Source organism: Curtobacterium sp. MCLR17_044 (assembly GCF_003234435.1).
Classification (GTDB): Bacteria; Actinomycetota; Actinomycetes; order Actinomycetales; family Microbacteriaceae; genus Curtobacterium; species Curtobacterium flaccumfaciens.
On sequence record NZ_QKTC01000011.1, the window covers coordinates 80,367 to 106,604 of the forward strand.

A 26,238-nucleotide genomic window follows, 5' to 3' on the forward strand; every position below is an offset into this window, starting at 1 on the left:
TCACGGACCGACGGGTGAGATCCGGACCCGTCCGGTCGATCATGGGGAACGTTCCCGACCATCGGGAACGTTCCCCATCGACCGACCACGGACGGACCCATGCCCCAGAACGTCACCGCCAAGCTGCCGCGCGACCCGAGCGACCCGTACCGCCACGGCATCTACCTGCGCCCGGACGCCCGCACCTGCCGGGCCGTCACGGTCGTCACCGACCAGCTCCGGGCGCAGTACGGCCTGCTGTCGGCCGGCGCCTTCCCGCCGCACGCCACGCTCGTCGGCAGCCAGCCGTTCGGCAGCCACGAGGACCAGGTCGTCGCGGCCGTCTCGGCGCTGCTCGACGGCCGACCGGCGTTCGACGTCCACAACGCCGGCGTCCGTGAACAGGGCATCGGGTTCGTCTACGACGTCGCGACCCGACCGGACGGCTCGCACAACGACGACTTCGTCCGGCTCGCCGCCGACATCGAGGCCGTGGTCGCACCGTTCCGGCAGCCGATGCAGGTCCCGTTGGCGAACGACTACGACCCGGAGCAGTACCGCGCACACCTCTCGCTCGCCTCGCACGACCTGTACGGCCGGCCGGACCTGCACGACGAGGTCGGCGCGTTCATCCGCGAGCTCGACGTCGACGTCCCGACCGGGTTCCGCGGCGACACCGTCGTGCTCTACCGGACCGCGAGCCCGGACTGGTCCGGTCGCTGGTGGCAGACGATGACGTGGGAGCACGTCCACACCTGGAAGCTCGCCTGACCGTGGCCGCGACCCTCCGCGACGTCGCCGAGCGGTGCGCCATCTCGCGATCGCTCGTGTCACTCGCCCTGCGGGGCGACGACGGTGTGTCCCGGCCACGTCGGGAACTCGCGGTGCGGACGGCGGACGAGCTGGGCCTCCCGGTCGGTTCGCTCGCCAGGCGACGCGCGCAGGGCGCGCCGCTCGTGCTGGGCGCGCTCGTCACCGAAGCTGCCAACCCGTTCCACGACGAAGCGCTCCGGAGCGCACGCGCGACCGCGCAGACCCTGGGGTTCGCGCTCCGCGTCGTGGACGGGTTCCGGGACCCTGCCCGGCTGGCCGACGGCCTGGAGGCCCTGCACGCCTCCCACGGATCGGCCGACGGCGTGCTCGGGGTCGCGGTCCTGAGCAGTCGGCTCGCCCCGGCACGGCTCGCGGCGGTCGCGCGCGACCTGCCGGTCGCGGTCCTCGGGTCGAGCGGGTCGGCGCTCGCCGGTCTCGGACTCGACACGGTGCGCGCCGACGAGGAGTCGGGCATGCGCGCGCTGGTGCTCCACCTCGCCGCGCTCGGGCACCGGCGCACGTGCTTCGTTGCGGAGTCCGACCACCCCTCGACGACCCGTCGTGCCGTCGCGCACGCCGCGGTCACCGCGCAACTCGGCGCACCGGGCGACCACCGCGTCGACGACGTCGAGGCCCTGGCGGCGGAGCCGGCGCGGATCGCCCGGCACCTGGGTGACGGGGTGACGGCGTTCGTCGCGACGAACGACGCGACCGCGGCTCGGCTCGGCTCGTGGCGATCGCCGACGGCGCGGGACTCGCGCTCCTCCGAATGGCGGCGGTGACCGGGTTCGACGGCACCGGTCTCGGCGATCGGCTCGACCTGACGAGTGTCGACCAGCCGCGCGTCCGGATGGGCGCGCGGGCGGTCGAGCTCGTGGTCGAGCGGCTCCGGGGCCGTCGCGGCGACCGGCACGAGGTGCTCCCGACACACCTGCTGCCGCGTGGGTCCACCGCGCAGGCGGTCGCCGGGCACGCGCTCGGCTGACCGCTCGCGACGCCCGCGTCGAACCGGTCGGCGGCCCGGTCCGTGCCTCAGTCGGCGGGCCGGCTGGCGGCCCGGTCAGCGGCTCAGTCGGTGGCGGTCGTGGCCGACAGCTCCTGCACCCGGCGCACCAGCTCGGCGTGCGATCCCCCGGCGCCGGCGGCGACGTAGTCGTCGGCCAGGTTGGCGCAGTCGACGGCTTCGCCCCGACGGAAGCCCCGGAACCACCCACCGGCGCGCTCGAGCACCAGTGCCCCGGCGGCGACGTCCCACGGGTGCGTGGCGAAGCCCATCGTCACGTCCGACCACCCGGCAGCGACGTGCACCAGGTTGAGGGCGCCGCTGCCGAGGCTGTGGTGATGGCGGTACCGGAGCGTCAGATCCCGGAGCAGGTCGAACGCCGCTGCTTCGCCGAGCAGGTCGAGGTCCTGCTGCACGGGGAAGCTCGTCAGCACCGTCGCGGCGTCGGCGGGCCCCGACGACGAGTGCATCGGCGCACCGTCGAGCCAGGCGCCGACGTCGTCCGCCGCGAACACGTGGTCGGCGACCGGGTCGAAGACCACCCCGGCGACGACCTCGCCGTCGACCTCGGCCGCGATCGAGATGCACCAGTACGCGAGTCCGCGGGCGAAGTTCGCGGTGCCGTCGATCGGGTCCACGATCCACCGCACCACGGGGTCCGCGGTGCTGCCGACGCCCCCGGCGGTGCCGGCGGTGTCGATGCCACCGGCGGCGCCGGCAGTGCCGGAGCCGCCGGTGGTGCCGCCTTCTTCGCCGAGCACGACCGAGCCCGGCACGGCCGCGGTGAGCACCGCCGTGATCGCCTCTTCCGCGGCGCGGTCGTGCAGGGTGACCACATCGTGCGCATCGCGCTTCGTGCTGATCGTCATCGGGGCGCGGAAGACGGCGAGCAGGTCGGGCGCGACGGTGCGCGCGGCCTCCTCGGCGATCGCCCGGAGTGTCTGGGGAGCAGGAACGGTTCGCATGGTCCCCGGTTCTACGACGCCGAGGCCCCTGGACGGCGAACCACGCCGGTCGACGGGCCGAACCCGAGGTGAACGCGCGGCGTGCGGCGGTGAACGTCGCCACCCGATCGGCGGAGGGGTTGAACGCGGCGTGAACGGGTGACGGCGGGTGGTCGACGTGCCTTGACCGGTCTTCGACCCCCGCCGCACAGTGGAGTCGTTCCCGGTTAGGGAACGTTCCCTACTCGGAGGAGTCCGCCCCATGACGGTCCCCGTCAGGTCCGGCCTGGTCGCCGGTCCCCCGCGTACCGCAGGGTCGCCGCGGTCGCCGCAGTCGCCGCGTCCACCCCGGGCGACCAGGACGACGCGGTCCTCGTTGCGCTCGGACCGCCGGCTCGGTCTGGTGCTCCTCGCACCGGCGCTGCTCGCGTTCGCGGTCTTCGTCTTCTACCCGCTCGGCCGCGTCCTGGTCCTCAGCACCCAGGGCACCGACATCTTCGGTCAGCCGGCGGGCTCGGTGGGGCTGCAGAACTACGTCCGCACGTTCACCGACCCCGCGTTCGGACGGACGATGCTGACCACCGCGGTCTTCTGCGTCGGCGTGGTCGTCGGCCGCATCGTGTTCGGTCTGCTCGTCGTGATCCCCCTGACCGTGAAGCTCCGCGGCCTGCCGGTCTTCCGCGCACTCCTGACGGCACCCATGGTCGTGTCCGTGTCAGCGGGGTCCGTCGCGTTCGCGGCGATGCTCGCACCCGGCAACGGGCTGCTGAACACGGTGATCACCCAGTTCGGCGGCGCGCCCGTGCCGTTCCTGACGAGCACGCAGTGGGCCCTGGCGAGCGTCATCGTCGTGACGATCTGGGGGTCGCTCGGGTTCACCGTGCTGCTCCTGCTCGGAGCGTTCGGAGCCATCGACCAGGACGTCATCGAGGCGGCGCACCTCGACGGTGCCGGGCCCGTGCGGACGCTCTGGTCGATCTCCCTGCCGCTCGTCACGCCGACGCTCTTCTTCGTCGTCGTGACCGGAACCGTCGAGGCACTCACGACCTTCGGGCAGATCCAGATCCTCACGGGCGGCGGTCCGGCCGACTCCTCGAAGACCCTCGTCTACGCGATCTACCAGCAGGCCTTCGGGTCCGGCAGCGCGAACTTCGGCCTCGCCGCCGCGCTCGGGGTCGTGCTGTTCCTGCTGGTCCTCGGGCTGTCGCTGGTGCAGTTCGGCGTGCTCGAGAAGCGGGTGAACTACTGATGCGCCCCGTCACCGCACGCCGGCTCCGGAGCGTCTTCGTCTACGCCTGGCTCGTCATCGCGGTCGTCGTCGTCTGCTTCCCGCTCTACTACGTGTTCGAGGGCGCGCTCACCCCGACCCGGTACCTGGACCAGGGCCTCGCCGGTCTGGTGCCGATCCACCTGACGCTCGACAACATCGTCCGCGCCACGCAGGTCGTCCCGCTCGGGCAGCAGTTCCTGAACAGCGTCGTCGTCACCCTCGCCCAGACGGTGCTGCAGGTCGTCATCGGCATCATCACCGCCTACGCACTGGTGTTCTGTCGGCTCCGGGGCGCCCGTGCCCTGTTCCTCGTCCTGCTCGCCAGCATGATGATCCCCGGCGAGACGACCCTGATCGCGAACTACCTGACCGTCTCGTCCTGGCACCTCATCGACACGCTCCTGGTCGTCTTCCTGCCGTTCGTGGCCTCGGCACTGACGATCTTCCTGTTCCGCCAGGCGTTCCTGAGCTTCCCGGACGAGCTGCGCGAAGCCGCGGTGCTCGACGGCGCCGGACACTTCCGGTTCATCCGGTCCATGCTCCTGCCGCTCACCCGCCCGACGCTCGTCTCGGTCACCCTGGTGAGCGCGACGGCCGCCTGGAACGGGTTCTTCTGGCCGCTCCTCGTCACCAACTCGCCGGAACACCGCACCGTGCAGGTCGGCATCGCCCAGCTGTCCGACGCCGAGGCCGCCGACATCGGCGTGGTCCTCGCCGGCGCCGCCATGGTGACCCTCCCCGTCCTGGTCCTCGTCCTCGTCGCCCAGCGGTTCCTCGCCGGCGGCCTCACCGCCGGGGCGCTCAAGTGACGACACGCTCGATCCCCTCCCCGACCCCCGCCCGCCCCACACCCGAAGGACGCACCATGCCCGCACGTCGTTCCACCGCCCTCACCGCACTCGCCACCGGGGCCGTCGCGGTCCTCGCCCTGACCGGGTGCTCCACGTCGAGCTCCGCGTCGGACAGCTCCGGCCCCGTCACCGTCGACTTCTGGCACGCCATGTCCGGGCCGCCCGCGACCGAGCTCGACGCGCTCGTCGCCCGCTTCAACAAGGAGAACGACCAGCACATCACCGTGAAGTCGTCGTTCCAGGGCGACTACGCGGCCGTCCAGACGAAGTACACGGCGGCGGTGCAGTCCGGCTCGACGCCGGACCTGCTCATGATGAACGACGTGTCGACCGGCTTCATGATCGACTCCGGCCAGACGGTGTCCCCCGCGAAGATCAGTGGATCGACGTCGGGCACCGACACGATCGCCCCGGCCGCCGCGACGTACTACAGCGACGGCAAGTCACTCGCGGCGATGCCGTTCTCGGTCTCGATGCCCGTGCTCTACCTGAACAAGGCACTCGTCGCGAAGGCCGGCCTCGACGCCGCCAAGCCGCCGAAGACGCTGGCGCAGGTCGCGACCTGGGCCGAGAAGATCCACGCCGCGACCGGTGGCTACGGCATGAGCATGAACATGGGCGACTCGTGGATGCTCGAGGAGCTCAGCGCCTCGGGCGGCCAGCCCTTCTGCACCCCGGACAACGGGCGGAAGGGCAAGCCGGTCACCGGTGTCTCGCTCACCTCGGACACCCAGGTGCAGTTCATGACCACGCTGCAGAAGCTCTACCAGGACGGCGCCGCCCTGAACCCCGGCACCGACTCGACCGTCCAGAACTCGGCGTTCTCGAGCAACAAGGTCGGGATGCTGCTGACCTCGTCCGGCGCCTACACGACGGTCGACCCGGACGGCTCGAAGTCCGTCGTCGCCCGGTTCCCCACCACGTCGGCCTCCGACGACGCCGGGCAGGTCATCGGCGGCAACGCGCTGTGGATCTCCGGCAAGGGCCACTCGTCCGCCGAGCAGCAGGCGTCGTACACGTTCGCCAAGTGGCTCCAGACGCCGGACGTGCAGGCCGAGTGGGCGAAGGCGACCGGCTACGTCGCGATGAACACCGACGCCCAGGACACCACCGTGGGCAAGCGCTCCCTGTCCGACCCGAACATCGCCACGATGTACCAGCAGCTCGCCGACGACCCCACGAGCGTCGCCGCTGCTGGCTGCATCACCGGCGCGTTCCCGACGGTGCGCGCCACCGTCATCGGCGCCTTCAACCGGATCGTCGAGGGTGCCGACGTCGAGTCGACCATGACGGATGCGGAGCAGCAGGCCGGCAAGCAGATCGAGTCCTACAACGAGGCCGCTGGCAAGTGACCCACTCCGAGTGCACGCCCCGTCGAGGCTGACCAAGGGTTCATGGAGCACGACCGTCGTTCGCCATACGGTTGTCTGACGAAGCGGGCAGGCAGCCCGCGCGACGATCGGAGCCCTGTGGTGTCTGCTGCGAACGGCCGGCCCGGCTACGGGACTCCGGAACCCCTGCGCATCGTGTTCTCGTTCCCACGGGGGCGGGGACACCTCGCGCCGATGCTGCCGCTCGCACGCGCGGCCAGCGCTGCCGGACACCGGACCGCACTGAGTGGCGCGCGCGAGGCCGTCCTCGAACAGACCGGGTTCTCGCACCGGCAGCCGCGGGACGTGGAGCTGCCGGCGAGCAGGCCGGGCACCGGCACCCTGACCCCGATCGACCCGAGCACGGTGCTCACCCGCGTTCCCCAGGTGTTCCTGGGGGACGCGGCCGCCGGGGCCGTCGTCGACGTCGGACGGCTGGTCACTCGGTGGACGGCCGACCTCGTGGTCTGCGGGGAGTTCGACTTCGGCGCGATGACCGCCGCCGAACGAGCCGGGGTGCCGTGCGTGGTGGTCCTGGCCTTCGCCTCGGCCGGTGGGACCTGGCGCGACGCGGTGCGAGCGCCGCTCGAGGCGCTCCGCCGACGCGCGGGACTCGGACCCGACCCGCAGCAACACATGCTCGGCGGCGCGCTCACCGTCATCCCGTTCCCGGCGTCGATGCGATCCGGGCAGGAGCTGCATGGTCCGGTCATCCGGATGCGACCGGACCCCTGGTCGTCACCACCGTCGGACGCCGCCGCGTGGTTGGCCGCCGGCGACGGACCTCGCGTCTACGTCACGCTCGGCACCGAGTTCAACACGAAGTCAGGCGACCTGTTCGCTCGGCTCATCGACGCCCTCGCCGCCCTGCCGGCACGGATCCTCGTGACGACCGGACCCTGGGTCGACCCGACGACCTTCCCGGTGCCGTCGGGGCCGGGAGCGATCCGGATCGAGCAGTACGTCCCGCAGGACTCGGTGCTCGGGCTCGTGGACCTCGTGGTGAACCACGGCGGGTCCGGATCGGTGACCGGGGCACTCGCGCACGGGGTGCCCCTGCTGGTCCTGCCGCTCGGTGCGGACCAGTTGCCGAACGGCGGCTGCGTCGAGGCCCTGGGCGCCGGACTCGTCCTCGACGCAGCGACGGCGACCGCGGAGGACATCCGCACCACCGCGTCGCGACTCCTGACCGAGCCGACGTTCCGCGTCGCAGCCGGACGGGTCCGGACCGAGATCGTGACAGGTGAACCCCCGGCCGTCGTCCTGGCCGCCGTCGAGCGCCTGGTCGGCTGGACGCCCGCCCCGCGGTGAGGAGCGCAGGTCCCGCCACACCACGGCGGCGCGGCTGTCCGACGGTCAGCTCGTTGGTGAGCGAGGGTCTGTCGGCGCCTGCGGCGGCGGGCGAGTTCGGCGCGAGTTCCCAACCTGCATCGCTACCGCTGTCCGGCCGCGCATGACCCTCCTCCGCGGCCGTCGGTATGCCTGCGGCGCCGAGCTCATAGCTGAACAGCCGATGCAGGACCGCGAAGCGGCCATCGAGGCACCTCGTCGCTCACGTCTCGGATCGTCAGCAGGTTGACGGAAGAAGTCAGTGGCTGCCGGACGAGACGGTCGCTGCATCGATGAGCACCGCTGCGGCGGCGCGGGCCTCCGCCATGACGTCGCGCGACTGAAGAGAGGTCGTCAGCGCCCGCGATCCCTCGAAGAGGACCGAGATCTGGCGCGCCAACGAACCCGGATCCGACGCGCCGGCCTCCGCGGCGGTTGCCGTGAGCTTCGCCAGGAACGCGGTCTTGTGCCGGATCACGGCTTCCCCGACGGCCGGCATCGTGGCGGCCGCTTCCACGCTGGCGTTGTGGAAGGCACAGCCGCGGAGGGGGGCGTTGTCGGGAAGATCGGCGAACATCCCCAACAGGCGATCGCGCGGGCTCAGCTGCACCTGGTCGAGGACCCGCTCACTGTCGATGCCGGATTCCTCGAACTGACGGAGGTACTCATCGACGATCAGGGCCTTGCTCGGAAAGTGGTCGTACAGGGTGCGTTTGGACACGTGCGCGACCTCGGCGAGCCGTTCCACGCCGGTGGTGACGATCCCCTCCTCGTAGAAGAGCGTCGCCGCTGCCTCGAGGATCCGTCCGCGAGCCCCGCGACCGCTCCGCGACCGCTTCTCGGGTGCAGCTGATTCCGTCGTCATGCCTCAAGTATACCGATCGTTGTGGTTTGGCTCCAGCTTGTGTACGTTCGTGGGGTTGCACACCGATCGGTGTACTTCGCCATCCCGAGGAGCAGAACCATGACTGAAGCCGTCACCCTGACGCCGCGATACGACCACTCCGGTTTCACCGTCCCGTTGCACATCACCGAGGAGAGCCCGGGCTTCGTCCGCGCGACGTTCGCGAACCCGCCCATGAACATGCTCGGCCCCAGCGTCTACGCGGCACTGCGTCTCCTTGTCGAGCGCATGGAGACGGACCCTGCTCTCAAGGTCGTCGTCTTCGACAGCGCGGATCCTGACTACTTCCTCTCGCAGCTCGACGTCCAGAACATGTCCGACGTGCCTGACGTGCCCGGTGCCGCGTCCCTGCCGGAGACCTGGCACGACTTCGTCACACGGATGGCACACGCCCCGGTCATCACCATCGGCTCGGTGCGTGGCCGCACTCGCGGGATCGGGGACGAGTTCGCGCTTGCCCTCGACATGCGCTTCGCAAGCATCGAGAAGGGCGTGTTCGCACAGCCGGAGATCGGCTCCGGTGCCGTCCCGGGCGGAGGGGGCTTCGACTGGTTGCCGCAGCTGGTCGGACGTTCCCGAGCGCTTGAGGTCCTGGCATCCGGCAACGACTACGACGCTGTCACCGCAGCGGAGTACGGGTGGATCAACCGAGCGCTCCCTGACGCCGAACTCGATGGTTTCGTCGATCGCCTGGCCGGACGGCTCGCGAGCTTCGACAAGCACGCGCTCGCGACCGTGAAGCGTCTGGTGAACGAGCGCGTCGCGCCGCCTTCGGCGGGAGACCTCCTGCAGTCGTTCCGCGAGATCCTCGACGCGATCCCTCGCCCCGAGACCCAGGAGCGCTTCGGACTGCTCGTCGCTCGCGGCTGGGCACAGGACACGCAGACCGACCTGGACCTGCCGGCGGTCATGGGCGCTGTCAGCGCCGAGCTCGCCACCCAGGCACAGCGATGAACCACCAGCTGCACGACGCCACCATGCCGGCGTCCGCACGAGGCGCACGATGATCGCGGCAGGCACGGCTCAGTGGAGCGGGTCGTGGAAGGAAGGACGTGGGTCGTTGTCGACCGGCACAGACACCCTCGCTGATGTCCCGTACGACTTCGCCAGCCGTTTCGAGGGCGCAGACGGAGCGATCCCGGAGGAACTCCTCGCGGTCGCCTACGCCGGCTGCCTGAACCAGGCCTTCGCGAACGTGTTCGGGTGGGGTAACTTCACCGCGGAGTTCATCGAGACGACCGTCGACGTCGACAACGAGCTGAGCCTCGACGTCACCCAGGCGGGACCGATCACGATCACGATGCGCGCGAAGGTGCCCGGCATCGAACCCGGCCAGTTCCAGGGACTCGCGATCACCGCGGCACGGGGGTGCCTCATCTCACGGTTCCTCAAGGTCGAGCCGAAGATGACGTTCACCCTCGTGGACTGAGCACTGCGAACAGCGGCGCGGACAGCACCACAAGATGCCGCTCCGCGCCGCTGGCCCCGCACGTCAGCGCCTCCGCTGCGGCGCTCGCACGTACGTAGGGACCGATGAGACCAGCAACAGGCGAGCGACCGGACCTCGAGCCCGACGCCGCCGCGAAAGGAACACTGATGACGTGGATCGAATCCACCCACTCCGGCCGCCGCGAACAACTCGGACCGTTCATCCTCGGCACCGGCAACATCGGCGGCGTCGCCATGTCGACAGGCCCCGGCATCGGATTGTCCGAAGACGAGGGACTCGCCCTGCTCGATCGAGCGGTCGCAGAAGGGTTCACGGCGTTCGACACCGCTGACGCCTACACAGGAGGCACGAGCGAGCGCGTCATCGGACAGTGGAACCGGACGCATCCGGACAGCTCCACCCTCACCCAGACGAAGACCGGTGTGACCGCGAACGGGCCGGATCTGGACCCGGAACGGATCCGGAGGCAACTCGCAAACAGCACGAAGACCCTCGGGCACGTCGACCTCTACCTCGCGCACACCACCGATCCCTCCACCCCCTGGGAACGATCGCTCCCGGTGTTCAGCGACGCCGTCGACGACGGCAGGATCCGCGCGTACGGCCTGTCCAACGTGAACGCCATCCAACTAGCCGACGCACTCGCGACCGCAGATCGCCTCGGACTCCACCGACCCGAGATCGTGCAAAACTCCTACTCCCTGCTCGACCGGAGCGACGACCGGGACGTCCTGCCTCTGGTCACAGCAGAAGGCCTCGCGTACACGCCGTTCTCCCCACTCGCGAACGGCATCCTTGCGGGACGCTACAGCGATGGGCAGCGACCACAGACCGGCAGCCGCGCCAGCACTGCGCCCCACGCGGAACGGCGCCTCGGCGACGCCGAGCTGATGGACACCGTACGTCGCTTCGACACACTCGCCGCCGACCACGGCATCTCACCCGCCGGACTCGCCCTCGCTTGGTTGCTCAACCACGCCGCTGTCACCGCTCCCATCGTCGCTTTCAGCAAGGAGCACCACTGGCGCAGTGTCGACGAGTCGCGTGCCTTCGACTGGGACACGAACCTCGACGACGCACTCGACACCCTGTTCGCGATCTCGTGACCTTCAGCGCTCCTGTCCCATGGACGCCGGACAACCAGCCGGAGGATCAGTGAGCCGACGACCATGCGGGCGATCGACCGAGGAGGACCGAACCAAGCTCAAACACCGAAAGCGGCAGCGTCCGGGCATCCGCCTCCTTGGACAGCTTTCGCGTGACCACCCTCTACAACTTCACCAACCCAACGGCGAAGCCCGGCCTGAACTCGGGCATGATCTCGACGGTGACGGACAAGAACATCGGTGGCACCGGCTCGGTGCTGAACATCGACTTCCTGGTCCGCGCTATCGACGGCCAGACGATCATGACGGCCAGCGCGAACGTCGAGAACGACTTCGGTTCCTCAGGGCGCCGGCACGCGTGCGCGCAGTGGGAGCACGACCAGTGGTCTCGCGTCGCTGCGCAACTCCAACGCGGCTAGCCCGCTAGGGCGCACGAGCCGCGGCACACCTGCGGCTCCGCCGCCTCAGTAGCAGGCGGGTTACGGGGCGTGGCCTAGGGGGCGAGGTTGCGCTTCTCCAGCCAGTTCTCGGTGACGGTCATCTTGACCTGGCCGCCGATGCTGTCCTCTGTGGCGTCGAATCCGTGCCAAGCGAAGGGGACCTGCACGATCGTCGCGTCGGCGCCCGCTTGTTTCGCCTGTTTCATCACCTCGTCGTTGCCCTTGGCGGGGATGAAGTCATCTCGCTCGGGCTGCAGGACGAGAGTCGCCGGGATCGCGGCGCTGAGGTAGGTCGAGGGCGACACTGCTCGGACGTGGTCGGGGACATCAGCAGGTGCGCCACCGAGGAAGAACCGCGTGAACTCCTGCGGGTTGAAGCTCGGCAGGGGTGAGGCGCCGTGGTCGTACGTGTAGTCGATGTTGCTCACGGGATACCCGGCCACGACGGCGTCGGGAACGGGGACCTTGCCAGCTCCGGGGCACGTGGAGGGGGCGGCACCCGCGGCGGCGGACCAGCCGAGGAGCATGGCGAGGTGGCCGCCTGCGGAGTCACCCATGACGGTCAGCTTGCCGGTGTCAGCGCCGACGTCCTTCGCCAGCTTGTCCGTCCAGGTCAGGGCGCAGGCGACGTCGGCGGGGGCTTCGTCCCATGTTGCGTGCGTGGCGTCCGCGAGCCGGTAGTCGACGTTGACGACGTACCAACCCCGATCGGCCCACCGCTGCGCGAGACTGTCGGACTCTTCCGCAGTACCGCCGTACCAGCCGCCGCCATGGATGTACATCATCACCGGCGCGCCCTTCGGGCCGCCCTTGGGTTCGTAGATGCGCGCTTGCTGGGCCTTGCCGCCAGCCGTGACGTAGGTCGTGATCTTGGTCGGGGTCACGGGCGTGTTCGTCAGCGCCAGAGTGCGGGCGAAGTTCACGGAACCGCCGTTCGCCGTCGCCGAATGCACCAGGGCTGCGGTGATGCCGGTCGAGGCGACCAGCGCCCCAAGGGCGAGAACAGAGGCGATGCCCCGGATCACGGGTCGTCGCCGTGCCCGCCAGAGGGGAACGCAGAGAAGAACAGCGATGACACTGACGATCACCAGGTGTGGCGCGAAATAGCCCCAGGCCATCGAGCCGCCGAGCGTCACGATGTTGCTCGTCGCGGGAACGAGGTTCCCGGCAGCGAGGACGACAACAAGGCCCCCCAGGACGGCGCCGACCACGGCAGCGACAGTCCGCGCCCACCGGAAACGCGCCGGACGGTCTCCGCCAGTCCGCTCGTCCTGCGGAGGTAGGGACTGGGGTGACTGCTCGTTCGTGCTCATGGTGCCCTTCATGCAAGCAGACGTGGTGAATCGAGACTACGTCTAAACATCGACGCCGTCTAGCGTTTGGGCGTTACACTCGGCGTATGAGTTCCCCTGCAATCCCGCGCGGACGCCGCGAGATGTTGAAGGCCCGCTCACGACGCGCGATCCTCGACGCGGCCATCGCGTTGGTCGCCGAGCGGGGTGGCCCCGCCTTCACCGTCGAAGAACTCGCCGAGCGTGCTGACATGTCTCGGGCGACGGTGTTCAACTACTTCCCTTCGGTGTCAGACGTCTTGGTGACGGCGAGTGTCGAGCAGTTCGAGACTGCGTGGGCGACGTTCGACGAAGTGAGTGCGGCCGCGCCAGGGACCGACGGTTCTCGTGCCGCTGTCTTTGACGAGGTGTCTCGGTCATTGCGCGCCACGAGCATGCCCGACGTGATCGTGTCCGTCGGAGCAGTCGTCGGGCGAGGCGACGAAGCGTCACCCCGGCACGAAGCCCTGCTCCGACAGGTCATGGACCGAACCTCGCTGCACCTGGCCGAGCATGTCTCCACCCGCTACCCGAGTTGGAGCCGTCTCGAAGTCGATCTGCTCGTTGGATCGCTCATGAGCGGCGTCACGGTCGCCTCGAGCCACTGGCTCCTGAACGAGGGCGGGGACCTCAGCACAGAGTCCAGGGCCACCTGGACCCGGATGCTCGACAGCGCAATCGAGGGGTCACGAACCGGCTACGGCCAGAACAACCGACCCACCTGAGCTGTCGATCCACTGCGCCGGAGCGACGACCCGACGACTCTCGGGTCAGCGCACGAGGCAGATCGTGCGGAAGTCGACGTCCGGACCGGGCCGTGTGTACGACGAGCCGCTCTCGAGCCAGTCGGCGGTCGGCGCGATCTGGTCGGGCACCGTGTCCTCTTCCGACCGCGCGTCGATGCCCTCGGACGCCCAGTACTCCCGGACTCCGTCCACGTCGCGGTTCGCACCCTCGATCAACGTGTGGTCCTCGGGCAGCAACTCGTTGCCCTGCTCGTCGGTGTACTCCCCCGGGTCGTACCAGTACATCCACCGCACCCCCTGGTGGGCGTTCGACAGCTGGCACTCCTCGCTGTACGCACCACCGGCTCGCTCACCATCGCGGTAGGCGGACTTCCGGTCGCCGCCGAGGATCCGAACCGTGCGGTCCCCGATCCGCTCGAGTGTGGCGCGGGCGTCGCCGTCGGCGAAGTGCCGCTCGGCGGCGGTCGCGGGCTGCGCCCACTGCCGGGCATCGGCGACCATGCTCCGCAACTGTGACGTCAGGACCAGGCCGTTCCACGGCACGGCGATGACCAGCACGACGATCGCCGCGACCACGGCGGCCAGCGAGTGCCGCGGTTCGCGCCGCCGAGCCCGGACCTGCACGACGAGCACGACCACGGGGATCCCCACGGCGAGCACGGCGCCGATGACCAGCCGTGCCAACACGCCCCCGGCACCGAGCCGGTCGTCCATCGACCCGAAGTCGCGCGCCAGGTACGCCCCGATCTGGACCGCCCAGCTCACGACGAGCAGCACCGGCAGCACGAGTGCGATGGCGATCGCGTTCCCTCGCCCCGTCGTCGGGCCCGTCCCCTGGTCACGCCAGTCCTGCTGTTCCGTGCCCATGCCGGCCCCCGCCCCCGTGGTGTCGGGGACCATCCTGCCAGCAGAACGCGCCCCGGGTCCGCGGGCGACGCCTTCGCCCCACCCCCGAAGCGGTGGTGTCCCAGCGGCGCCTGTTGCTGCCAAGATGACCGACGTGACCACGACCACGCCTCGCGCCGATCCCGACGCCGCTGCCGACGGCTTCGAAGGCGGCTGGTTCCGCGTCGACGACGACCTGGAGCACCTGGACGACGTGGTGTGGCGACCCGCCACGGACGCGGACGACACAGCGACCACCCCCGGCCCTGCCGCCGTCATCGTCGGTGGCGAGCCCCGCGAGCACGTCGGTTCGACGCTGCCGTTGGCGCAGCTGGCGGAGATCGACGTGGCACGTCAACGCACCGTGCGGAAGCTCTGGCTCAGCCCGATCACCATCGTGGTTTGTCTGCTCGTCTTCACCGCGCTCGAGGTCTCGGGTCTGCCGTGGCGGACGGACCTCGGCAGGCAGCTCCTGGTCGGACTCGGCACGCCTCTGCCGGTCGACGCGCTCTGCATCGCGATCTGGTGGCGGATCACGCGTGACCCCTCGGGCGCCGTCGTCCGCAAGATGGGCGGCCACCGGACCCGCCAGCAGTACGACCAGCAGCGCGCCGTCCTCGAACGCTGACCGCGCCGAGAGCCCTCACCGAACCGGTGCCGACACCGCGGCTGCACCCGCAGCACCCGCAGCAGGTTCCGGCTCCGACGACGGCCGCACCCCACGCCCGGGCCGCAGCACCGCGTCCACCCGATCACGGTCGAGCTCGCCCTGCCACCGCGCCACCACGAGCGTCGCGACGCAGTTGCCGAGCAGGTTGACGCTCACCCGCATCGCGTCCATGATCCGGTCGGCACCGAGCAGCAGCGCGACGCCAGCGACGGGGAACAGTCCGAGGCTCGTCGCCGTGGCCGACAGCGCCAGGAACGACGAGCCCGGCACCCCGGCCATGCCCTTCGACGTCAGCAGCAGCACCCCCAGTGCGGCGACCTGCTGCTCGAGCGTCAGCGGCACCCCGAACGCCTGGGTCAGGAACAGCAGCGAGATCGACAGGTAGATCGCCGCCCCGTCGAGGTTGAACGAGTACCCCGTCGGCACGACGAGCCCGGCGACACTGCGGGAGACGCCGACCTCGGTGAGCCGGGTGATCATCCGCGGCAGCACGGCCTCGGTCGACGCGGTGCCCAGGGCCAGCCCGAACTCCGCGCGGGTGTGCCAGACGAACCGCCAGATCGGCACCCCGGACAGCAGCCGTCCGCCCACGAGCAGCGCCACGATGAACACCGCCGCTGCGCCGTAGCAGGCGGCGATCAGCAGCCCGTACGAACCCAGGGTGTCGATGCCGTACTGCCCCACGACGTACGCCATCGCCCCGAACGCACCGAGCGGCGACAGACGCATCACCCAGCCCAGGATCCGGTAGACGACCTCGAGGCACAGGTCGAGGCCCCGCACGAGCGGCCGCGCACGGTCACTGCCGATGGCGGCGATCGCCGCGCCGACGAACACCGCGAAGACGAGCACCTGCAGGATGTCGTTGGTCGCGAACGCGTTCACGACGCTCGACGGGATGAGGTCGAGGATGAACGTCCCCGCGTCCGGAGCCGCGCCGCCCGCGGTCTTCGCCGCCACGGCCGAGGCGTCGAGCGACGACGGGTCGATCCGCAGGCCGGCCCCGGGGCGCACGAGGTTGCCGACCAGCAGGCCGAACACGAGCGCGCACGACGACGCGAGCAGGAAGTAGATCATCGCCTTGCCGGCGATCCGTCCCACGGAGCGCAGGTCACCGACGTGCACGATGCCCGTCACCACGACGATGAACACCAGCGGCGCGATGACCATCTCGATCAGCCGGATGAACCCCTGCCCCACCACGTTGAGCACCGGCGCGGCCGCGGGGAAGCAGACCCCGACGGCGATGCCGAGGGCCACCCCGATCGCGATCTGCACGAACAGCGAGTGGTACCAGCGAGCGGGAGCACGATCCGTGGTGGTGACGTCCATGCATCCACCCCACCGCGCGCGTGTTTCGACGACGTTGCGAGTCTGTTCCCACCTGCCGCGCCGCACGTCCACCGAAACAGGGCCGCACGTCCACCGAAACAGGGCCGCACGCCCACCGGAACAGGGGTCAGCTGCCGCCGACGACCGTCAGGGTCGGCCGGTGCCGAGCACCGGACTCGTCCTGGCTCATCAGCACGCTCCACGACCGGACGACTCCGACCGACGGACCGACCAGGGTGTGGTCGATGGGCATCGCCAGCCGCGGATCGAGCCACGTCGGCCACGTACCGAGCGCCGCGGCGTGCACGGTGGACGCGGCGTCCCGGCACGAACCGAGACGCCCGTCATCGAAGCTGTCGACCGATCCGTTGAAGTCCCCCGACACGACCACGTCAGCGCCGCGGCCGCACTGTTCGCCGACCCACCGCAGATCGGTCCGCCAGCCCGCCAGGCCCCGCCCGATCGGTTGCGGAGCGTGCACGGCGACGATCGTGGGGATCGACGGCCCGGACACCGTCATCGTCTTCACCGGATCGACGCCGGGCGACATCGAGGCGCCGGACGCGCGATCGGCCCCGACGAGCACCGCCACCTGCGTGCCGGCACCACCCATGAAAAGACGCACCGGCCGACCGTGCTGCCCCATCGCCCGCGCCACCGCAGCGGCGGCCCGTCGGTCGCCCGCGTCGGGGAGCACAACGACGTCCGCCCGTGCGGACAGCGCCGCACGGGCGATTCTCTGCGGACCGACGAGTCCTCCGTTGGTGTTCCACTCGAACACCCGGAGCGCACCCCGGGCACCGTCGCCCGGCCGCACGTCCCATCCCCGCACGCCGAGCACCGCCGTGTTCGCCACGGCGACGACGAGCAGGACCACACCGAGTGACGCTGCAACCAGCCGCACGAGTCGCGTGCGTCGCAGGACGACAGCGACGAGCACCAGGGCGAGACCGGCAGCGACCAGTCCCGCGGTCACGAGCGACCGGGCCGGCAGCACGGCGGCGAGCACCGGAGCCCGCCCCATGCCGAGCCACGGAGCGGCGACGAAGGTGGCACCGACCAGCAGGGTCGCGACCACCACGGTGGTCGAGACAGCAGCCGCACGACGAGACACCCCTGGATCCTCGCGCACGGCCACCCGCGGCTGCCGGTGAACAGCGACCGCCTGCTGAGGATCCTGCTGGGCCACAGCAGTGGCAGCAACGTGGGGCGCCTGCCCACGCCGTGGGCCGGCCGACACCGGACTGGAGGCGCGACACCAGCTGGCACCGCGCCTCCCGTCCGTCACCGCGCACGTCGCGGGCCGCACGCGCGACCGCGGGCAGCTAGCTGCCGTTCGCCTCGACCACGCGCCACACGAGCATGCCGACCGTCATGAGGGTGCCGAGCACCGAGACGGTCGCCGCGACGACGCCGAGTCGGCGTCCGCGACCGGGCCGCACGATCGCGACCACCGCGAGGATCGACGCGATGAACTGGAACGGCCACCCGAGCACGAACACCGACGGCCAGCAGCTGCTGTACAGCCCGGTCAACGCGAGGAACAGCGCGAGGAGCGCGACCCCGAGTCGGTTCGCTCCCGTCTCGCGAGTTCCGACGGTCCCGCCGTCCGAGTCGCCGTCGAGCGGGCCGCCCGGGTACGGGTTGTCGGGGCGGAGCGCCTGCAGCGCCTGGATCCGCTCGGCGTCGAGCGCACCGTCGCGGGCACGGGCGGCATCGGCCAGCGCGAGGGCGTCGTTGCCGTGCCCCGCGGCCTCGTGCTGGGCGATGGCCCACGCGAAGAGCGCGCGCTGTCGGGGGTCCGAGCGGGTCGCGGCGTCGACCGCCCAGCCGAGCGTGGTGAGGAAGAGCAGGCCCCCGAACGCGAGCAGGACCGCCCGCCCCGGCTCGTCGGGGTCCACCCGGAAGAGCACCACGCTGCACGCCACCAGGCCGACGCCGAACAGGGCCGTCGCCCCGATCTGGCCGCGCCAGTAGCCGTTGCCCGAACTCGCCCCCGCGGGTGTGGTCATGCAGCGACCCTAGCCCCCGGGCTCCGCGACGCCGACACGGCTCCGGTCAGGCGGCGGGAAGGACTCCGTCGAAGGTGACACGGAGCTCACTCGGACCCCGGAGGAGCGCGTTGCGGCGGTACGGCGGCGGGTCGAGCACCAGCCTCGGGTTGACGAGCCGCCGGAACAGGGTGGCGAGGGCGATCTGGGTCTCCAACCGGGCCAGTGGGGCGCCGAAGCACGCGTGGATCCCGGCGCCGAAGCTCAGGTGGTCGTTGCCCGCGCGGTGCGGGTCGAACCGGTCCGGCTCGGGGAAGTGCCGTGGGTCGCGGTTCGCTGCAGCCCAGGCGATCCACACGGGTGCGCCCTCGGGGATGGTGACGCCTGCGACGGTGACGTCGGCGAGGGCGATGTACTTCGGGGTCACCTGCGCCGGCGGTTCGACTCGGATGAGCTCCTCGAACACCTGCGCGATGGTGTGCGGGTTGTCGCGGATCAGCTCGATGGTGTCGGGGTGGCGCAGCATGGTCAGGGTGCCGTTGGCGATCATGTTGACGGTGGTCTCGTGCCCGCCGACGAGCAGCATGATCGACGTGTTGAGCACCTCCGTCTGCGACATCGGGCCGTCGGGGCCGTGGTCGTTGACGAGTCCGGAGAGCAGATCGCCCTGCGGTGTGCCGCGCCGCGACTCGGCGAGTGCGCCGAGGTACGCAGCCAGCTCACGGCTGGCCTCGTCTGCTTCGCGCCGCTTGACCGCGGCGTCGGCGTCGTCCGTGGCCTCCGGCGGCGCGATGATGGCTGAACTCCAGGCGTGGAAGCGGGGCTCGTCCTCCGGGGGGACGCCGAGCACGTCGCAGATCATCGCGACGGGCAGCGGGTACGCGAACGACTCCACGACGTCGATCTCGGTGCGACCGGCGAAGCCGTCGATGAGGTCGTTCGTGATGGCATCGATGTCCTGTCGGAGCCCGTCGATGTAGTCGGCGGCGTGCGGCGGTCCGAAGTGGCGCATCGTCTGCCGGCGCAGGCGGTCGTGCACGGGCGGGTCCGTCATGACGAACGCCGACGTCAGCGCGGGTTCGCCCGGATCAGCACCCTCGGCGCGGTGCTTCGCCATGGGGTCGGAGCTGATCCGCGGGTCGTGCATGAGCTGCACGACCTCGTCGTACCCGGTGACGAGGAACGCACCGTTGTCGAGTTGCTGCACCGGGTGGGTGCGCAGCTGCGCGTAGAGGGGGTTGGGGTCGTGCCGGTTGTCCTGCTCGAGCAACGTGTCCCACGTCGTCGACGCGGTGTGCGGGTTGTTCGTCATCATGTTCTGCTCCTGTCGTCTGGCTCTGATCGGTGGTGTCGGGAGCGGTCCGCTAGCGTGCTGCGGCCACTCCGGGGTTCCGTGACGGGTCGACGGTCGGGTCCTCGAGCGGGAAGGACGCACCAGCGGCGATCTGCGCGCGGTAGTACGGCAGCCACTTCGCCTGGTTGACGGCGACGGCGGCCACCAGGCGTCCGTCCCGGCCGAACGTGACGACGCCGGATCGCTCGTCGAGGGAACCCTGCGCGACCTGCGCGGAGTCCGCGACGGACGGCTCTCCGACGGCCTTGAGGACGTTGCCGAACTGCATCGTCCAGAAGACCGCGGTGCTCTCGTGCGGCACGTTGCCGTCGTGCACGAGGTTCCGCGCTGCGACGTCGGCCTGGCTGACCGCGGCGCCCCAGTGCTCGCTCGTCCAGGGGCCGGGGCCCGCCGACGGGTTCGGGTGCCGCGCGATGTCGCCGGCGACGAAGACGTCGTCCATCGGTTGCCCGTCGGTGTCGAGCGCCCGCTGCGCGACGTCGCACAGCACCCCACCGGCGTCCTGTGCGACACCGGACCCGGTGAGCCATTCACTGTTGGGAACGGCCCCGACAGCGACGACCGCCAGGTCGACGTCGACGGTGGAACCGTCGGTGAGTCGAGCACCGCAGAGCCGTCCGCTGTCGTCGTCGAGCAACGACACCACGCCGGTGCCGGTCCGGAGGTCCACACCGTGTTCGCGCTGGACATCCGCCATCATCCGTCCGATCGCGGTCCCGAAGACCTTCACCATCGGAGCCGGCCCGCGATCGACGACGGTGACGGGGATGCCGAGCGTGCTGCACGACGACGCGATCTCGCCGCCGGTGAACCCACCGCCGATCACCAGCACTCGACCAGGTCGGTCCTCCAACCGGGTGCGGATCCGTGCGGCGTCGTCTGCCGTCCGCAGCACGAAGACGCCGTCCAGGGCGGCCTCGGACTCGACGGGCCACGGCCGGGAGCGACGTCCGGTGGCGATCAGCAACCGGGTGTACCGGATGCGTTCCCCACCGTCGAGGACGACCTCCCGGCCCGACGTGTCCAGCGAGACCGCTGCGTGGCCCAGGCGCCAGTCGACGTCCAGGTCGGCCGCGTGCGGGAGGGTCGTCGTGGTGGTGCCGACCACGCCGGTGAGCACCTGTTTCGACAGCGGCGGGCGGTCGTAGGGCCGGTGCGGCTCGTCCCCGACGATCGTCAGCTGGCCGGTGAACCCCGCTGCGCGCACCGTCTCTGCGGCTCGGAGGCCAGCGAGCGATGCACCGACGATGACGACCGCGTCGCTGGACGTCAACGGCGCGGCACCGCGCACGGCAGGGTCGGCATGCCGAACCGGGAGGCGCGTTCCCCCGACACGGATCGCCTGCACCGGACACGCCGCCGCGGACTCCAGCACGCGAGAGCGTTCCTCGTCGCTCGGGTTCGGGTTGTAGACCAACGCTTCCTCCCCCTCGAACCGGAACACGCCGGGTGCGAGGAAGCAGCACTGGGCGTAGCTCTGGCACTTCGTCATGTCGACTGCGATGTCCATGGAGTCCTCTCGTCGGGGTGCGGTGGTCCTCAGCGTGCGCCGATCCGGAGCGCGAGCGGTACTGCAGCGGGAGCGCCCCGGCTACTGCGGACGCAGTACGTCAGCCAGGCGCCGACGTGTGTGCCGTCGTGTGCTCGAGGACTCTCACCCACTCCCAGTCCGTGCCGCGCCACGCGCCTGCTCGCCGCGCCTACGCTCCGAACGTCCGGCCATCCCCCGACGGAAGCGGCCCCCGTGTCCTCGTACCTGCTCTGCGCCCCGCCCGTCTACGGCCACCTCGCGCCCCTCGTCGACGTGGGCCGCGACCTCGCCGAACGCGGGCACGAGATCACCGTGCTGACGGGGTCCAAGTACCGCGAGCTCGTCGTCGGCAGCGGGCTCCGGTTCGTGGCGCTGCCCGCCGACGTCGACTTCGACGACGCCGATCTGCAGGAGCGGCTCGCCGACGCCAGTGCGGCACGCGGGATCGCCGTCGTCCGCGAGGGCATCATCGCCATGTTCGTCCGCGCGATCCCGTCCCAGTACCGCGCGCTGACGGCGCTGCTGGCAGCGGGGCGCTTCGACGCGGTGCTCGGCGAGGCGTCGTTCACCGGGCTCGCGCCGTACCTGGCCCTGCCGTCCGCGGAGCGTCTGCCCGTGCTCGGGATCGCGACCACCCCGGTGACGCTCACCAGCGTCGACGCGGCACCCTTCGGCACTGCGCTCTCCCCGGGACGCGGGCCGGTGGCTCGCGCGCGCAACCGACTGCTCACCGCCGCGATCCACCCCGTGCTCACCCGGCCGCTGCGTCGAGCGGTGGACGCCGTGCTCGCCGAGGTGGGGGCACCGCCGTCGACGATCGACACCTTCGACTTCGCGTACCGCGCGTTCGACACCCTGTTCCAGCTGAGCGTCGCGGAGCTCGAGTACCCCCGGCGCGAGCTCCCCGACTCGGTCCGGTTCGTCGGTCCGGTCGTGGCCCGCGCGGCACCGACGCCCGCGGCCGACCTGCCCGCGTGGTGGGGCGACCTGGACACCGACACTCCGGTGGTGGTCGTGACCCAGGGCACGATCGACACCGTCGACCTCGGCCGGCTCATCGCGCCGACGCTCCGCGCGCTGGCGGACGAGGACGTCCTCGTCGTCGCGACCACCGGTGGCCGCCCCGTCGACCAGGTCGACCGCGCGCTCGGCACGGCACTGCCCGCCAACGCCCGGGTGGCGACCTTCCTGCCCTACGACCAGCTGCTGCCGCGGTGCAGCGTCGTCGTCACGAACGGCGGGTTCGGCGGCGTGCAGCGTGCCCTCGCACACGGCGTGCCGCTCGTGGTCGCCGGTTCCACCGAGGACAAGCCGGAGGTCGCCACCCGGGTCGCGTGGGCCGGCTGCGGGCGGAACCTGCGTTCCGGGACGCCACGACCGGCGGCGATCCGTCGGGCGGTCCGCGAGGTCCTGGCGACGCCGACCCACCGCGCCCGCAGCCGTCAGGTCGCGGCGTCGATCGCGGCCCTGCCGGACCCCGTCGACGTCATCGAAGCAGGGTTGGCGGCGGCCGCCGCCGCGGACGGCTCACAGCGACGCTGATCCCGCCTGCCGACCCACGCTGCGCGGTCGAGTGGAGACGGACGGGAGGCACGGTGCCAGCCGACACCGGGCCTCCCGTCCGTCTCATCCCGCGTCGTCGTGCCCGGTGCCGGTCCGCGGTGCCGGTGCCGTTGCCGTTGCGGACGCCGTCCGGATCCGGAGCGGCACCGTCCCGGCGACGTACCGGTCGTCGCCCGCCTCGAGCGGGCGGCCGTCCTCGGCGGTGCTGGACCGACGTACCTGCAGGAGGGCCGCGCCGGGCCGGACCCCGAGGAGCGCGGCGTCGGCGTCGTCGGCCAGCAGCGCGTCCACGGTGGTGACGGCGGCACCGACCCGGATGCCGAACCGGTCCTCCAGGGTCGCCGACACCGACGTCTGCCCGCCCGGGATCGTCCGGATGACGGCGGCGACCCACGGCGCGTAGGCGGTGCGCTCGAGCATGACGTCGACACCGTCGAGGGAGCGCACCCGCACGACGTGCAGGACGGGCTCGTCGTGCGCGGCGCGGAACAGGCGCCGCTCGCGCACGGTGGCCGGCCGTTCCTCGACCGCCACGACCCGCCCGCCGGGCTCGTGCCCCCGGGCCCTGGCCAGCTGACCGAAGGACTCGAGCGCGCCCGCGTCGTGGCCGAGCGTCGTGGTGCGCACGCGCCAGCGGGAACCGGCACGTGCCGTCAGGACCTGCCGGTCGCGGAGCAGCTCGAGCGCGTTCCGCACGGTGCCGCGCGCGACGGCGTAGTCGGCCGCCAGGTCGTGCTCGGCCGGCAGGACACCCGTGGCGTCGAACTCACCGCGGAGCACCCGGTCGGCAAGGTCCTCGGCGATGTCCCGGAACAGTGGTCGCACCCGGTGATCCTCCCCCGCCGCGGCACGAGCTGTCCAGGTGCTTCGGAGTCCACGGAGCAGCGACCGCGGAACCACAGCCCTGATGCGCGGCGCACCTGGACAGGTCGATCCCGACTCCACCGGACGCGTTCACCCCGCCGCCACGGCCGGGCAAGGCACGGTTCAGCGCACCTCGTTGTCATGCTGACGGGCGCTCCTCCCCCGCAGCGCCCGCACTCCCACGACCTGGAAGGCCCGCGATGAGCACGAGGAAGCCCGAACACGGCGCACCCGACGTCAGCCTGGACGCCGCACCACCGCTGACCCCGGACGCGGCGTACACCGCAGCGGTCCGCCCCGGCCTGAGCCGCCGGACGGTCCTGGTCGGCGGCGCAGCAGCGATCATGGCCGGCGTCGCCGCAGGGTCGGCGTTCGGACCGGGCGCGGCCGACCGCGCCAGCGCCGCGACCGCTCGTGCCGTCCCCACCGGCACGATCGCCGACGTGAAGCACGTCGTCGTGCTCATGCAGGAGAACCGGTCGTTCGACCACTACTACGGCACGATGCCCGGGGTCCGCGGGTTCTCGGACAAGCAGGCGCTCGAGCTGCCGACCGGACACGACGTCTTCCACCAGCCGGCGGCGGCCCGCACCGACGGTGGCGCGATGCTGCCGTTCCGGCTCGACACCACCCGGTTCAACGCGCAGAACGCCGACGGCCTCGACCACTCCTGGGGCGGTGGGCACACCGCCTGGAACGGCGGTGCCTGGAACCGGTGGGTCGACGCGAAGAGCGCCCAGACGATGGGCTACTTCACCAGCGAGGACATCCCCTACCAGCGCGCACTCGCCGGGGCCTTCACGGTCTGCGACGACTACCACTGCTCGCTCAACGGTCCGACGACGCCGAACCGCCTGTACCAGTGGTCCGGCACCATCGACCCCCGCGGCGCCCAGGGCGGACCGGCGACCGACAACCCGGCGGACTACGAACCGGTGTTCGCCTGGACCACCTACGCCGAACGACTGCAGGCGGCCGGCGTCACCTGGAAGACCTACGCCAACGACGAGGTCGGCGACAGCTCCGCCGACCCGTACGTCGGCGACTACGGCGACAACCCGCTCTGGCTGTTCGAGCAGTACCACCGCGCGCTCGCGTCCTCCGACCCCGCCCAGCAGGACCTCGCCGCACGTGCCGGGCTGCACGACGGGTGGAAGCCGAACTCCGGCAAGGGCCTCGACGTCACCCACCTGCTCAGCCAGTTCGGGCAGGACTGCGCGACCAACAGCCTGCCGACCGTGTCGTACGTCGTCGCCCCCTACGGCTGGAGCGAGCACCCGGCGGCCAGCCCGGACTACGGCGCCCACTACACGAACGCCGTCGTGCAGGCCCTCTTCAGCAATCCGGACACCTGGGCCTCGACCGTCCTGCTCGTCAACTACGACGAGAACGACGGGTACTTCGACCACGTCGTCCCCCCGTTCGCCGAACCCGGCACCCCCGACGAGTACGTCGACGGTCTGCCGATCGGCATGGGCGCCCGCGTGCCGATGACCGTGGTGTCCCCGTGGAGCCGTGGCGGGTGGGTCAACTCGCAGGTGGCGGACCACACGTCCGTGATCCAGTTCCTCGAGCACGTCACGGGCGTCCGCGAGCCGAACATCTCCGACTGGCGGCGGACCGTCTCCGGGGACCTGACGAGCTGCTTCGACTTCAGCGCCCCCGACGCGAGCATCCCCGGCGCCGACGTCGTCCCCGGCATCGAGCAGACCCGCGCGCTGGTCGCGGCCGCCGACGCCGACCAGGCGAAGCCGCCCATCGAGGAACCCGCGATCGGCGCGCAGACCGTGCCCGTCCAGGAGCCCGGCACCGTCCGCCGCCGGAGCCTGCCCTACCGACAGCACGCGGACGCGACCGTCGACCACCGGACCGGTCGGGTCACCGTGACGCTCGCGAACGACGGTCGCCAGGGGGTCAACTTCCTGGTGTACCCGAACACCGCGATGCCGTTCGCCGCCCACCCGAAGACCGTCCCGGTGGGCGCCACCGCCGACTGGGCATGGGACACCACGACGACCGCCGGCGCCTACGACGTGAGCGTCTACGGACCCGACCGGTTCCTCCGGCGCTTCGCCGGCACCGTCGCCGTCGGTGGTCCGGCGACCGGCGGCGTCCCGCACGTCTCAGTCGTCCGGGACACCCGCGGTCGGCGCACCCTGCAGCTCCTGCTCGAGAACACCGGCAGGGGCGTGCTCCGCTTCGTGCTGGTGGCCAACGACTTCGTGGAGCACCGCGAGACCGCACACGTCCGCGGCTCCGGGCACAAGACGATGCACTGGCCGCTCGACGAGTGGGGGTACTACGACGTGGTCGTCACCGCCGACGGTGTGCCCGGGTTCCGGTACCGCTTCGCCGGGCGCGCGGAGCGCTGAGGCGGGCCGACCCGCGTGGGTCGGCAGGGGCGGTCAGGCCGCGTCCACGACAGACGGGAGGCCCGGTGCCAGCTGGCACCGGGCCTCCCGTCCCGTCTCGTGACCGTCACACGTCCGTCCCGCGTGCCGTCTCGCTTGCC

Annotated in this window: 25 protein-coding genes; 15 read left to right on the forward strand and 10 right to left on the reverse strand. The window is 71.2% G+C overall.

Going from position 1 to position 26,238, the window contains the following annotated elements; genetic code table 11:
• Positions 1 to 99 precede the first annotated feature (99 nt).
• The 3 genes from DEJ04_RS09550 to DEJ04_RS09560 are packed head-to-tail and all read left to right on the forward strand — an operon-like array spanning position 100 to position 1,777.
• Positions 100 to 750 carry a 2'-5' RNA ligase family protein gene (locus tag DEJ04_RS09550; protein WP_111046926.1) on the forward strand — a complete coding sequence of 217 codons (651 nt, stop codon included), beginning with the start codon at positions 100 to 102 and terminating at the stop codon, positions 748 to 750.
• Positions 751 to 752: 2 nt separating this feature from the next.
• Positions 753 to 1,574, forward strand: coding sequence for a LacI family DNA-binding transcriptional regulator (locus DEJ04_RS09555; protein WP_181437783.1), 822 nt, complete (start codon positions 753 to 755; stop codon positions 1,572 to 1,574).
• Entirely contained in the window at positions 1,571 to 1,777 is a 207-nt protein-coding gene (locus DEJ04_RS09560) for a substrate-binding domain-containing protein (RefSeq protein WP_181437784.1), read from the forward strand. Before DEJ04_RS09555 ends, DEJ04_RS09560 begins: the two co-directional genes overlap by 4 nt.
• 83 nt (positions 1,778 to 1,860) lie before the next feature.
• Here DEJ04_RS09560 and DEJ04_RS09565 read toward each other — a convergent pair whose 3' ends face one another.
• The gene (locus DEJ04_RS09565; protein ID WP_111046928.1) at positions 1,861 to 2,760 is read right to left on the reverse strand and encodes an inositol monophosphatase; all 900 of its coding nucleotides are present in this window, start codon (positions 2,758 to 2,760) and stop codon (positions 1,861 to 1,863) included.
• Between the two features lie 382 nt (positions 2,761 to 3,142).
• Here DEJ04_RS09565 and DEJ04_RS09570 point away from each other — a divergent pair, with 382 nt between their 5' ends.
• From DEJ04_RS09570 to DEJ04_RS09585, 4 genes are all read left to right on the forward strand, one after another.
• Positions 3,143 to 3,988: a carbohydrate ABC transporter permease gene (locus tag DEJ04_RS09570; protein ID WP_231495659.1), complete on the forward strand. Its 846-nt coding sequence runs from the start codon at positions 3,143 to 3,145 to the stop codon at positions 3,986 to 3,988.
• The gene (locus DEJ04_RS09575) at positions 3,988 to 4,818 is read left to right on the forward strand and encodes a carbohydrate ABC transporter permease (RefSeq protein ID WP_111033542.1); all 831 of its coding nucleotides are present in this window, start codon (positions 3,988 to 3,990) and stop codon (positions 4,816 to 4,818) included. Before DEJ04_RS09570 ends, DEJ04_RS09575 begins: the two co-directional genes overlap by 1 nt.
• A 56-nt stretch (positions 4,819 to 4,874) precedes the next feature.
• Entirely contained in the window at positions 4,875 to 6,212 is a 1,338-nt protein-coding gene (locus tag DEJ04_RS09580; RefSeq protein WP_111046929.1) for an ABC transporter substrate-binding protein, read from the forward strand.
• A 120-nt stretch (positions 6,213 to 6,332) separates the two neighbouring features.
• The gene (locus tag DEJ04_RS09585; protein WP_258371343.1) at positions 6,333 to 7,541 is read left to right on the forward strand and encodes a glycosyltransferase; all 1,209 of its coding nucleotides are present in this window, start codon (positions 6,333 to 6,335) and stop codon (positions 7,539 to 7,541) included.
• Between the two features lie 277 nt (positions 7,542 to 7,818).
• Here DEJ04_RS09585 and DEJ04_RS09590 read toward each other — a convergent pair whose 3' ends face one another.
• Positions 7,819 to 8,424 (reverse strand): TetR/AcrR family transcriptional regulator, encoded by a 606-nt coding sequence (locus tag DEJ04_RS09590; protein ID WP_111046931.1) that lies wholly within the window; start codon positions 8,422 to 8,424, stop codon positions 7,819 to 7,821.
• A 99-nt stretch (positions 8,425 to 8,523) separates the two neighbouring features.
• On the opposite strand from DEJ04_RS09590, the gene DEJ04_RS09595 reads away from it, so the two are divergent.
• The 4 genes from DEJ04_RS09595 (at position 8,524) to DEJ04_RS09610 (ending at position 11,438) form a co-directional block, all read left to right on the forward strand.
• The gene (locus tag DEJ04_RS09595) at positions 8,524 to 9,417 is read left to right on the forward strand and encodes an enoyl-CoA hydratase/isomerase family protein (RefSeq protein WP_111046932.1); all 894 of its coding nucleotides are present in this window, start codon (positions 8,524 to 8,526) and stop codon (positions 9,415 to 9,417) included.
• A gap of 49 nt (positions 9,418 to 9,466) precedes the next feature.
• Positions 9,467 to 9,892 carry an OsmC family peroxiredoxin gene (locus tag DEJ04_RS09600; RefSeq protein ID WP_111039627.1) on the forward strand — a complete coding sequence of 142 codons (426 nt, stop codon included), beginning with the start codon at positions 9,467 to 9,469 and terminating at the stop codon, positions 9,890 to 9,892.
• 167 nt (positions 9,893 to 10,059) lie between these two features.
• Positions 10,060 to 11,019, forward strand: coding sequence for an aldo/keto reductase (locus DEJ04_RS09605; RefSeq protein ID WP_181437785.1), 960 nt, complete (start codon positions 10,060 to 10,062; stop codon positions 11,017 to 11,019).
• A 152-nt stretch (positions 11,020 to 11,171) separates the two neighbouring features.
• The gene (locus tag DEJ04_RS09610) at positions 11,172 to 11,438 is read left to right on the forward strand and encodes a hypothetical protein (protein ID WP_111046934.1); all 267 of its coding nucleotides are present in this window, start codon (positions 11,172 to 11,174) and stop codon (positions 11,436 to 11,438) included.
• 74 nt (positions 11,439 to 11,512) lie between these two features.
• Here DEJ04_RS09610 and DEJ04_RS09615 read toward each other — a convergent pair whose 3' ends face one another.
• A complete protein-coding gene (locus DEJ04_RS09615; protein ID WP_181433111.1) occupies positions 11,513 to 12,670 on the reverse strand; it encodes an alpha/beta hydrolase in 1,158 nt (385 codons plus the stop codon).
• A 188-nt stretch (positions 12,671 to 12,858) separates the two neighbouring features.
• Here DEJ04_RS09615 and DEJ04_RS09620 point away from each other — a divergent pair, with 188 nt between their 5' ends.
• On the forward strand, positions 12,859 to 13,515 hold the full coding sequence (locus DEJ04_RS09620) for a TetR/AcrR family transcriptional regulator (RefSeq protein WP_111030226.1): 657 nt from the start codon (positions 12,859 to 12,861) through the stop codon (positions 13,513 to 13,515).
• 45 nt (positions 13,516 to 13,560) lie between these two features.
• On the opposite strand, the gene DEJ04_RS09625 is transcribed toward DEJ04_RS09620, so the two are convergent.
• Positions 13,561 to 14,436 (reverse strand): hypothetical protein, encoded by an 876-nt coding sequence (locus DEJ04_RS09625; protein ID WP_146248685.1) that lies wholly within the window; start codon positions 14,434 to 14,436, stop codon positions 13,561 to 13,563.
• A 100-nt stretch (positions 14,437 to 14,536) separates the two neighbouring features.
• Between DEJ04_RS09625 and DEJ04_RS09630 the strand changes: the two genes are divergently transcribed.
• Positions 14,537 to 15,049 carry a hypothetical protein gene (locus tag DEJ04_RS09630; RefSeq protein WP_146248686.1) on the forward strand — a complete coding sequence of 171 codons (513 nt, stop codon included), beginning with the start codon at positions 14,537 to 14,539 and terminating at the stop codon, positions 15,047 to 15,049.
• A gap of 15 nt (positions 15,050 to 15,064) precedes the next feature.
• Here DEJ04_RS09630 and DEJ04_RS09635 read toward each other — a convergent pair whose 3' ends face one another.
• The 5 genes from DEJ04_RS09635 to DEJ04_RS09655 all read right to left on the reverse strand — a co-directional run bounded on the left by DEJ04_RS09635 (position 15,065) and on the right by DEJ04_RS09655 (position 21,278).
• On the reverse strand, positions 15,065 to 16,423 hold the full coding sequence (locus DEJ04_RS09635) for a cation:dicarboxylate symporter family transporter (RefSeq protein ID WP_111046938.1): 1,359 nt from the start codon (positions 16,421 to 16,423) through the stop codon (positions 15,065 to 15,067).
• Positions 16,424 to 16,550: 127 nt separating this feature from the next.
• Positions 16,551 to 17,537: an endonuclease/exonuclease/phosphatase family protein gene (locus DEJ04_RS09640; protein WP_146248687.1), complete on the reverse strand. Its 987-nt coding sequence runs from the start codon at positions 17,535 to 17,537 to the stop codon at positions 16,551 to 16,553.
• A 211-nt stretch (positions 17,538 to 17,748) separates the two neighbouring features.
• On the reverse strand, positions 17,749 to 18,435 hold the full coding sequence (locus DEJ04_RS09645; protein WP_111046940.1) for a hypothetical protein: 687 nt from the start codon (positions 18,433 to 18,435) through the stop codon (positions 17,749 to 17,751).
• A 46-nt stretch (positions 18,436 to 18,481) separates the two neighbouring features.
• Entirely contained in the window at positions 18,482 to 19,729 is a 1,248-nt protein-coding gene (locus tag DEJ04_RS09650; RefSeq protein ID WP_220035560.1) for a cytochrome P450, read from the reverse strand.
• A 49-nt stretch (positions 19,730 to 19,778) separates the two neighbouring features.
• Positions 19,779 to 21,278, reverse strand: coding sequence for an FAD-dependent oxidoreductase (locus DEJ04_RS09655; RefSeq protein ID WP_111046941.1), 1,500 nt, complete (start codon positions 21,276 to 21,278; stop codon positions 19,779 to 19,781).
• 234 nt (positions 21,279 to 21,512) lie between these two features.
• On the opposite strand from DEJ04_RS09655, the gene DEJ04_RS09660 reads away from it, so the two are divergent.
• Complete coding sequence (locus tag DEJ04_RS09660; protein WP_111046942.1) at positions 21,513 to 22,841, forward strand: nucleotide disphospho-sugar-binding domain-containing protein; 1,329 nt, start codon at positions 21,513 to 21,515, stop codon at positions 22,839 to 22,841.
• 84 nt (positions 22,842 to 22,925) lie between these two features.
• Here the strand turns inward: DEJ04_RS09660 and DEJ04_RS09665 are convergent, their stop codons facing one another.
• Positions 22,926 to 23,687 (reverse strand): GntR family transcriptional regulator, encoded by a 762-nt coding sequence (locus DEJ04_RS09665; RefSeq protein ID WP_111046943.1) that lies wholly within the window; start codon positions 23,685 to 23,687, stop codon positions 22,926 to 22,928.
• 239 nt (positions 23,688 to 23,926) lie between these two features.
• Between DEJ04_RS09665 and DEJ04_RS09670 the strand changes: the two genes are divergently transcribed.
• A complete protein-coding gene (locus tag DEJ04_RS09670; protein ID WP_111046944.1) occupies positions 23,927 to 26,098 on the forward strand; it encodes a phosphocholine-specific phospholipase C in 2,172 nt (723 codons plus the stop codon).
• Positions 26,099 to 26,238 lie beyond the last annotated feature (140 nt).

Coding starts and splice junctions, on each gene's coding strand:
- DEJ04_RS09550 (WP_111046926.1), top strand. CDS start 100: ATGCCCCAGAACGTCACCGCCAAGCTGCCGCGCGACCCGAGCGACCCG.
- DEJ04_RS09565 (WP_111046928.1), bottom strand. CDS start 2,760: ATGCGAACCGTTCCTGCTCCCCAGACACTCCGGGCGATCGCCGAGGAG.
- DEJ04_RS09575 (WP_111033542.1), top strand. CDS start 3,988: ATGCGCCCCGTCACCGCACGCCGGCTCCGGAGCGTCTTCGTCTACGCC.
- DEJ04_RS09580 (WP_111046929.1), top strand. CDS start 4,875: ATGCCCGCACGTCGTTCCACCGCCCTCACCGCACTCGCCACCGGGGCC.
- DEJ04_RS09590 (WP_111046931.1), bottom strand. CDS start 8,424: ATGACGACGGAATCAGCTGCACCCGAGAAGCGGTCGCGGAGCGGTCGC.
- DEJ04_RS09595 (WP_111046932.1), top strand. CDS start 8,524: ATGACTGAAGCCGTCACCCTGACGCCGCGATACGACCACTCCGGTTTC.
- DEJ04_RS09600 (WP_111039627.1), top strand. CDS start 9,467: ATGATCGCGGCAGGCACGGCTCAGTGGAGCGGGTCGTGGAAGGAAGGA.
- DEJ04_RS09605 (WP_181437785.1), top strand. CDS start 10,060: ATGACGTGGATCGAATCCACCCACTCCGGCCGCCGCGAACAACTCGGA.
- DEJ04_RS09620 (WP_111030226.1), top strand. CDS start 12,859: ATGAGTTCCCCTGCAATCCCGCGCGGACGCCGCGAGATGTTGAAGGCC.
- DEJ04_RS09625 (WP_146248685.1), bottom strand. CDS start 14,436: ATGGTCCCCGACACCACGGGGGCGGGGGCCGGCATGGGCACGGAACAG.
- DEJ04_RS09635 (WP_111046938.1), bottom strand. CDS start 16,423: ATGGACGTCACCACCACGGATCGTGCTCCCGCTCGCTGGTACCACTCG.
- DEJ04_RS09645 (WP_111046940.1), bottom strand. CDS start 18,435: ATGACCACACCCGCGGGGGCGAGTTCGGGCAACGGCTACTGGCGCGGC.
- DEJ04_RS09650 (WP_220035560.1), bottom strand. CDS start 19,729: ATGATGACGAACAACCCGCACACCGCGTCGACGACGTGGGACACGTTG.
- DEJ04_RS09655 (WP_111046941.1), bottom strand. CDS start 21,278: ATGGACATCGCAGTCGACATGACGAAGTGCCAGAGCTACGCCCAGTGC.
- DEJ04_RS09670 (WP_111046944.1), top strand. CDS start 23,927: ATGAGCACGAGGAAGCCCGAACACGGCGCACCCGACGTCAGCCTGGAC.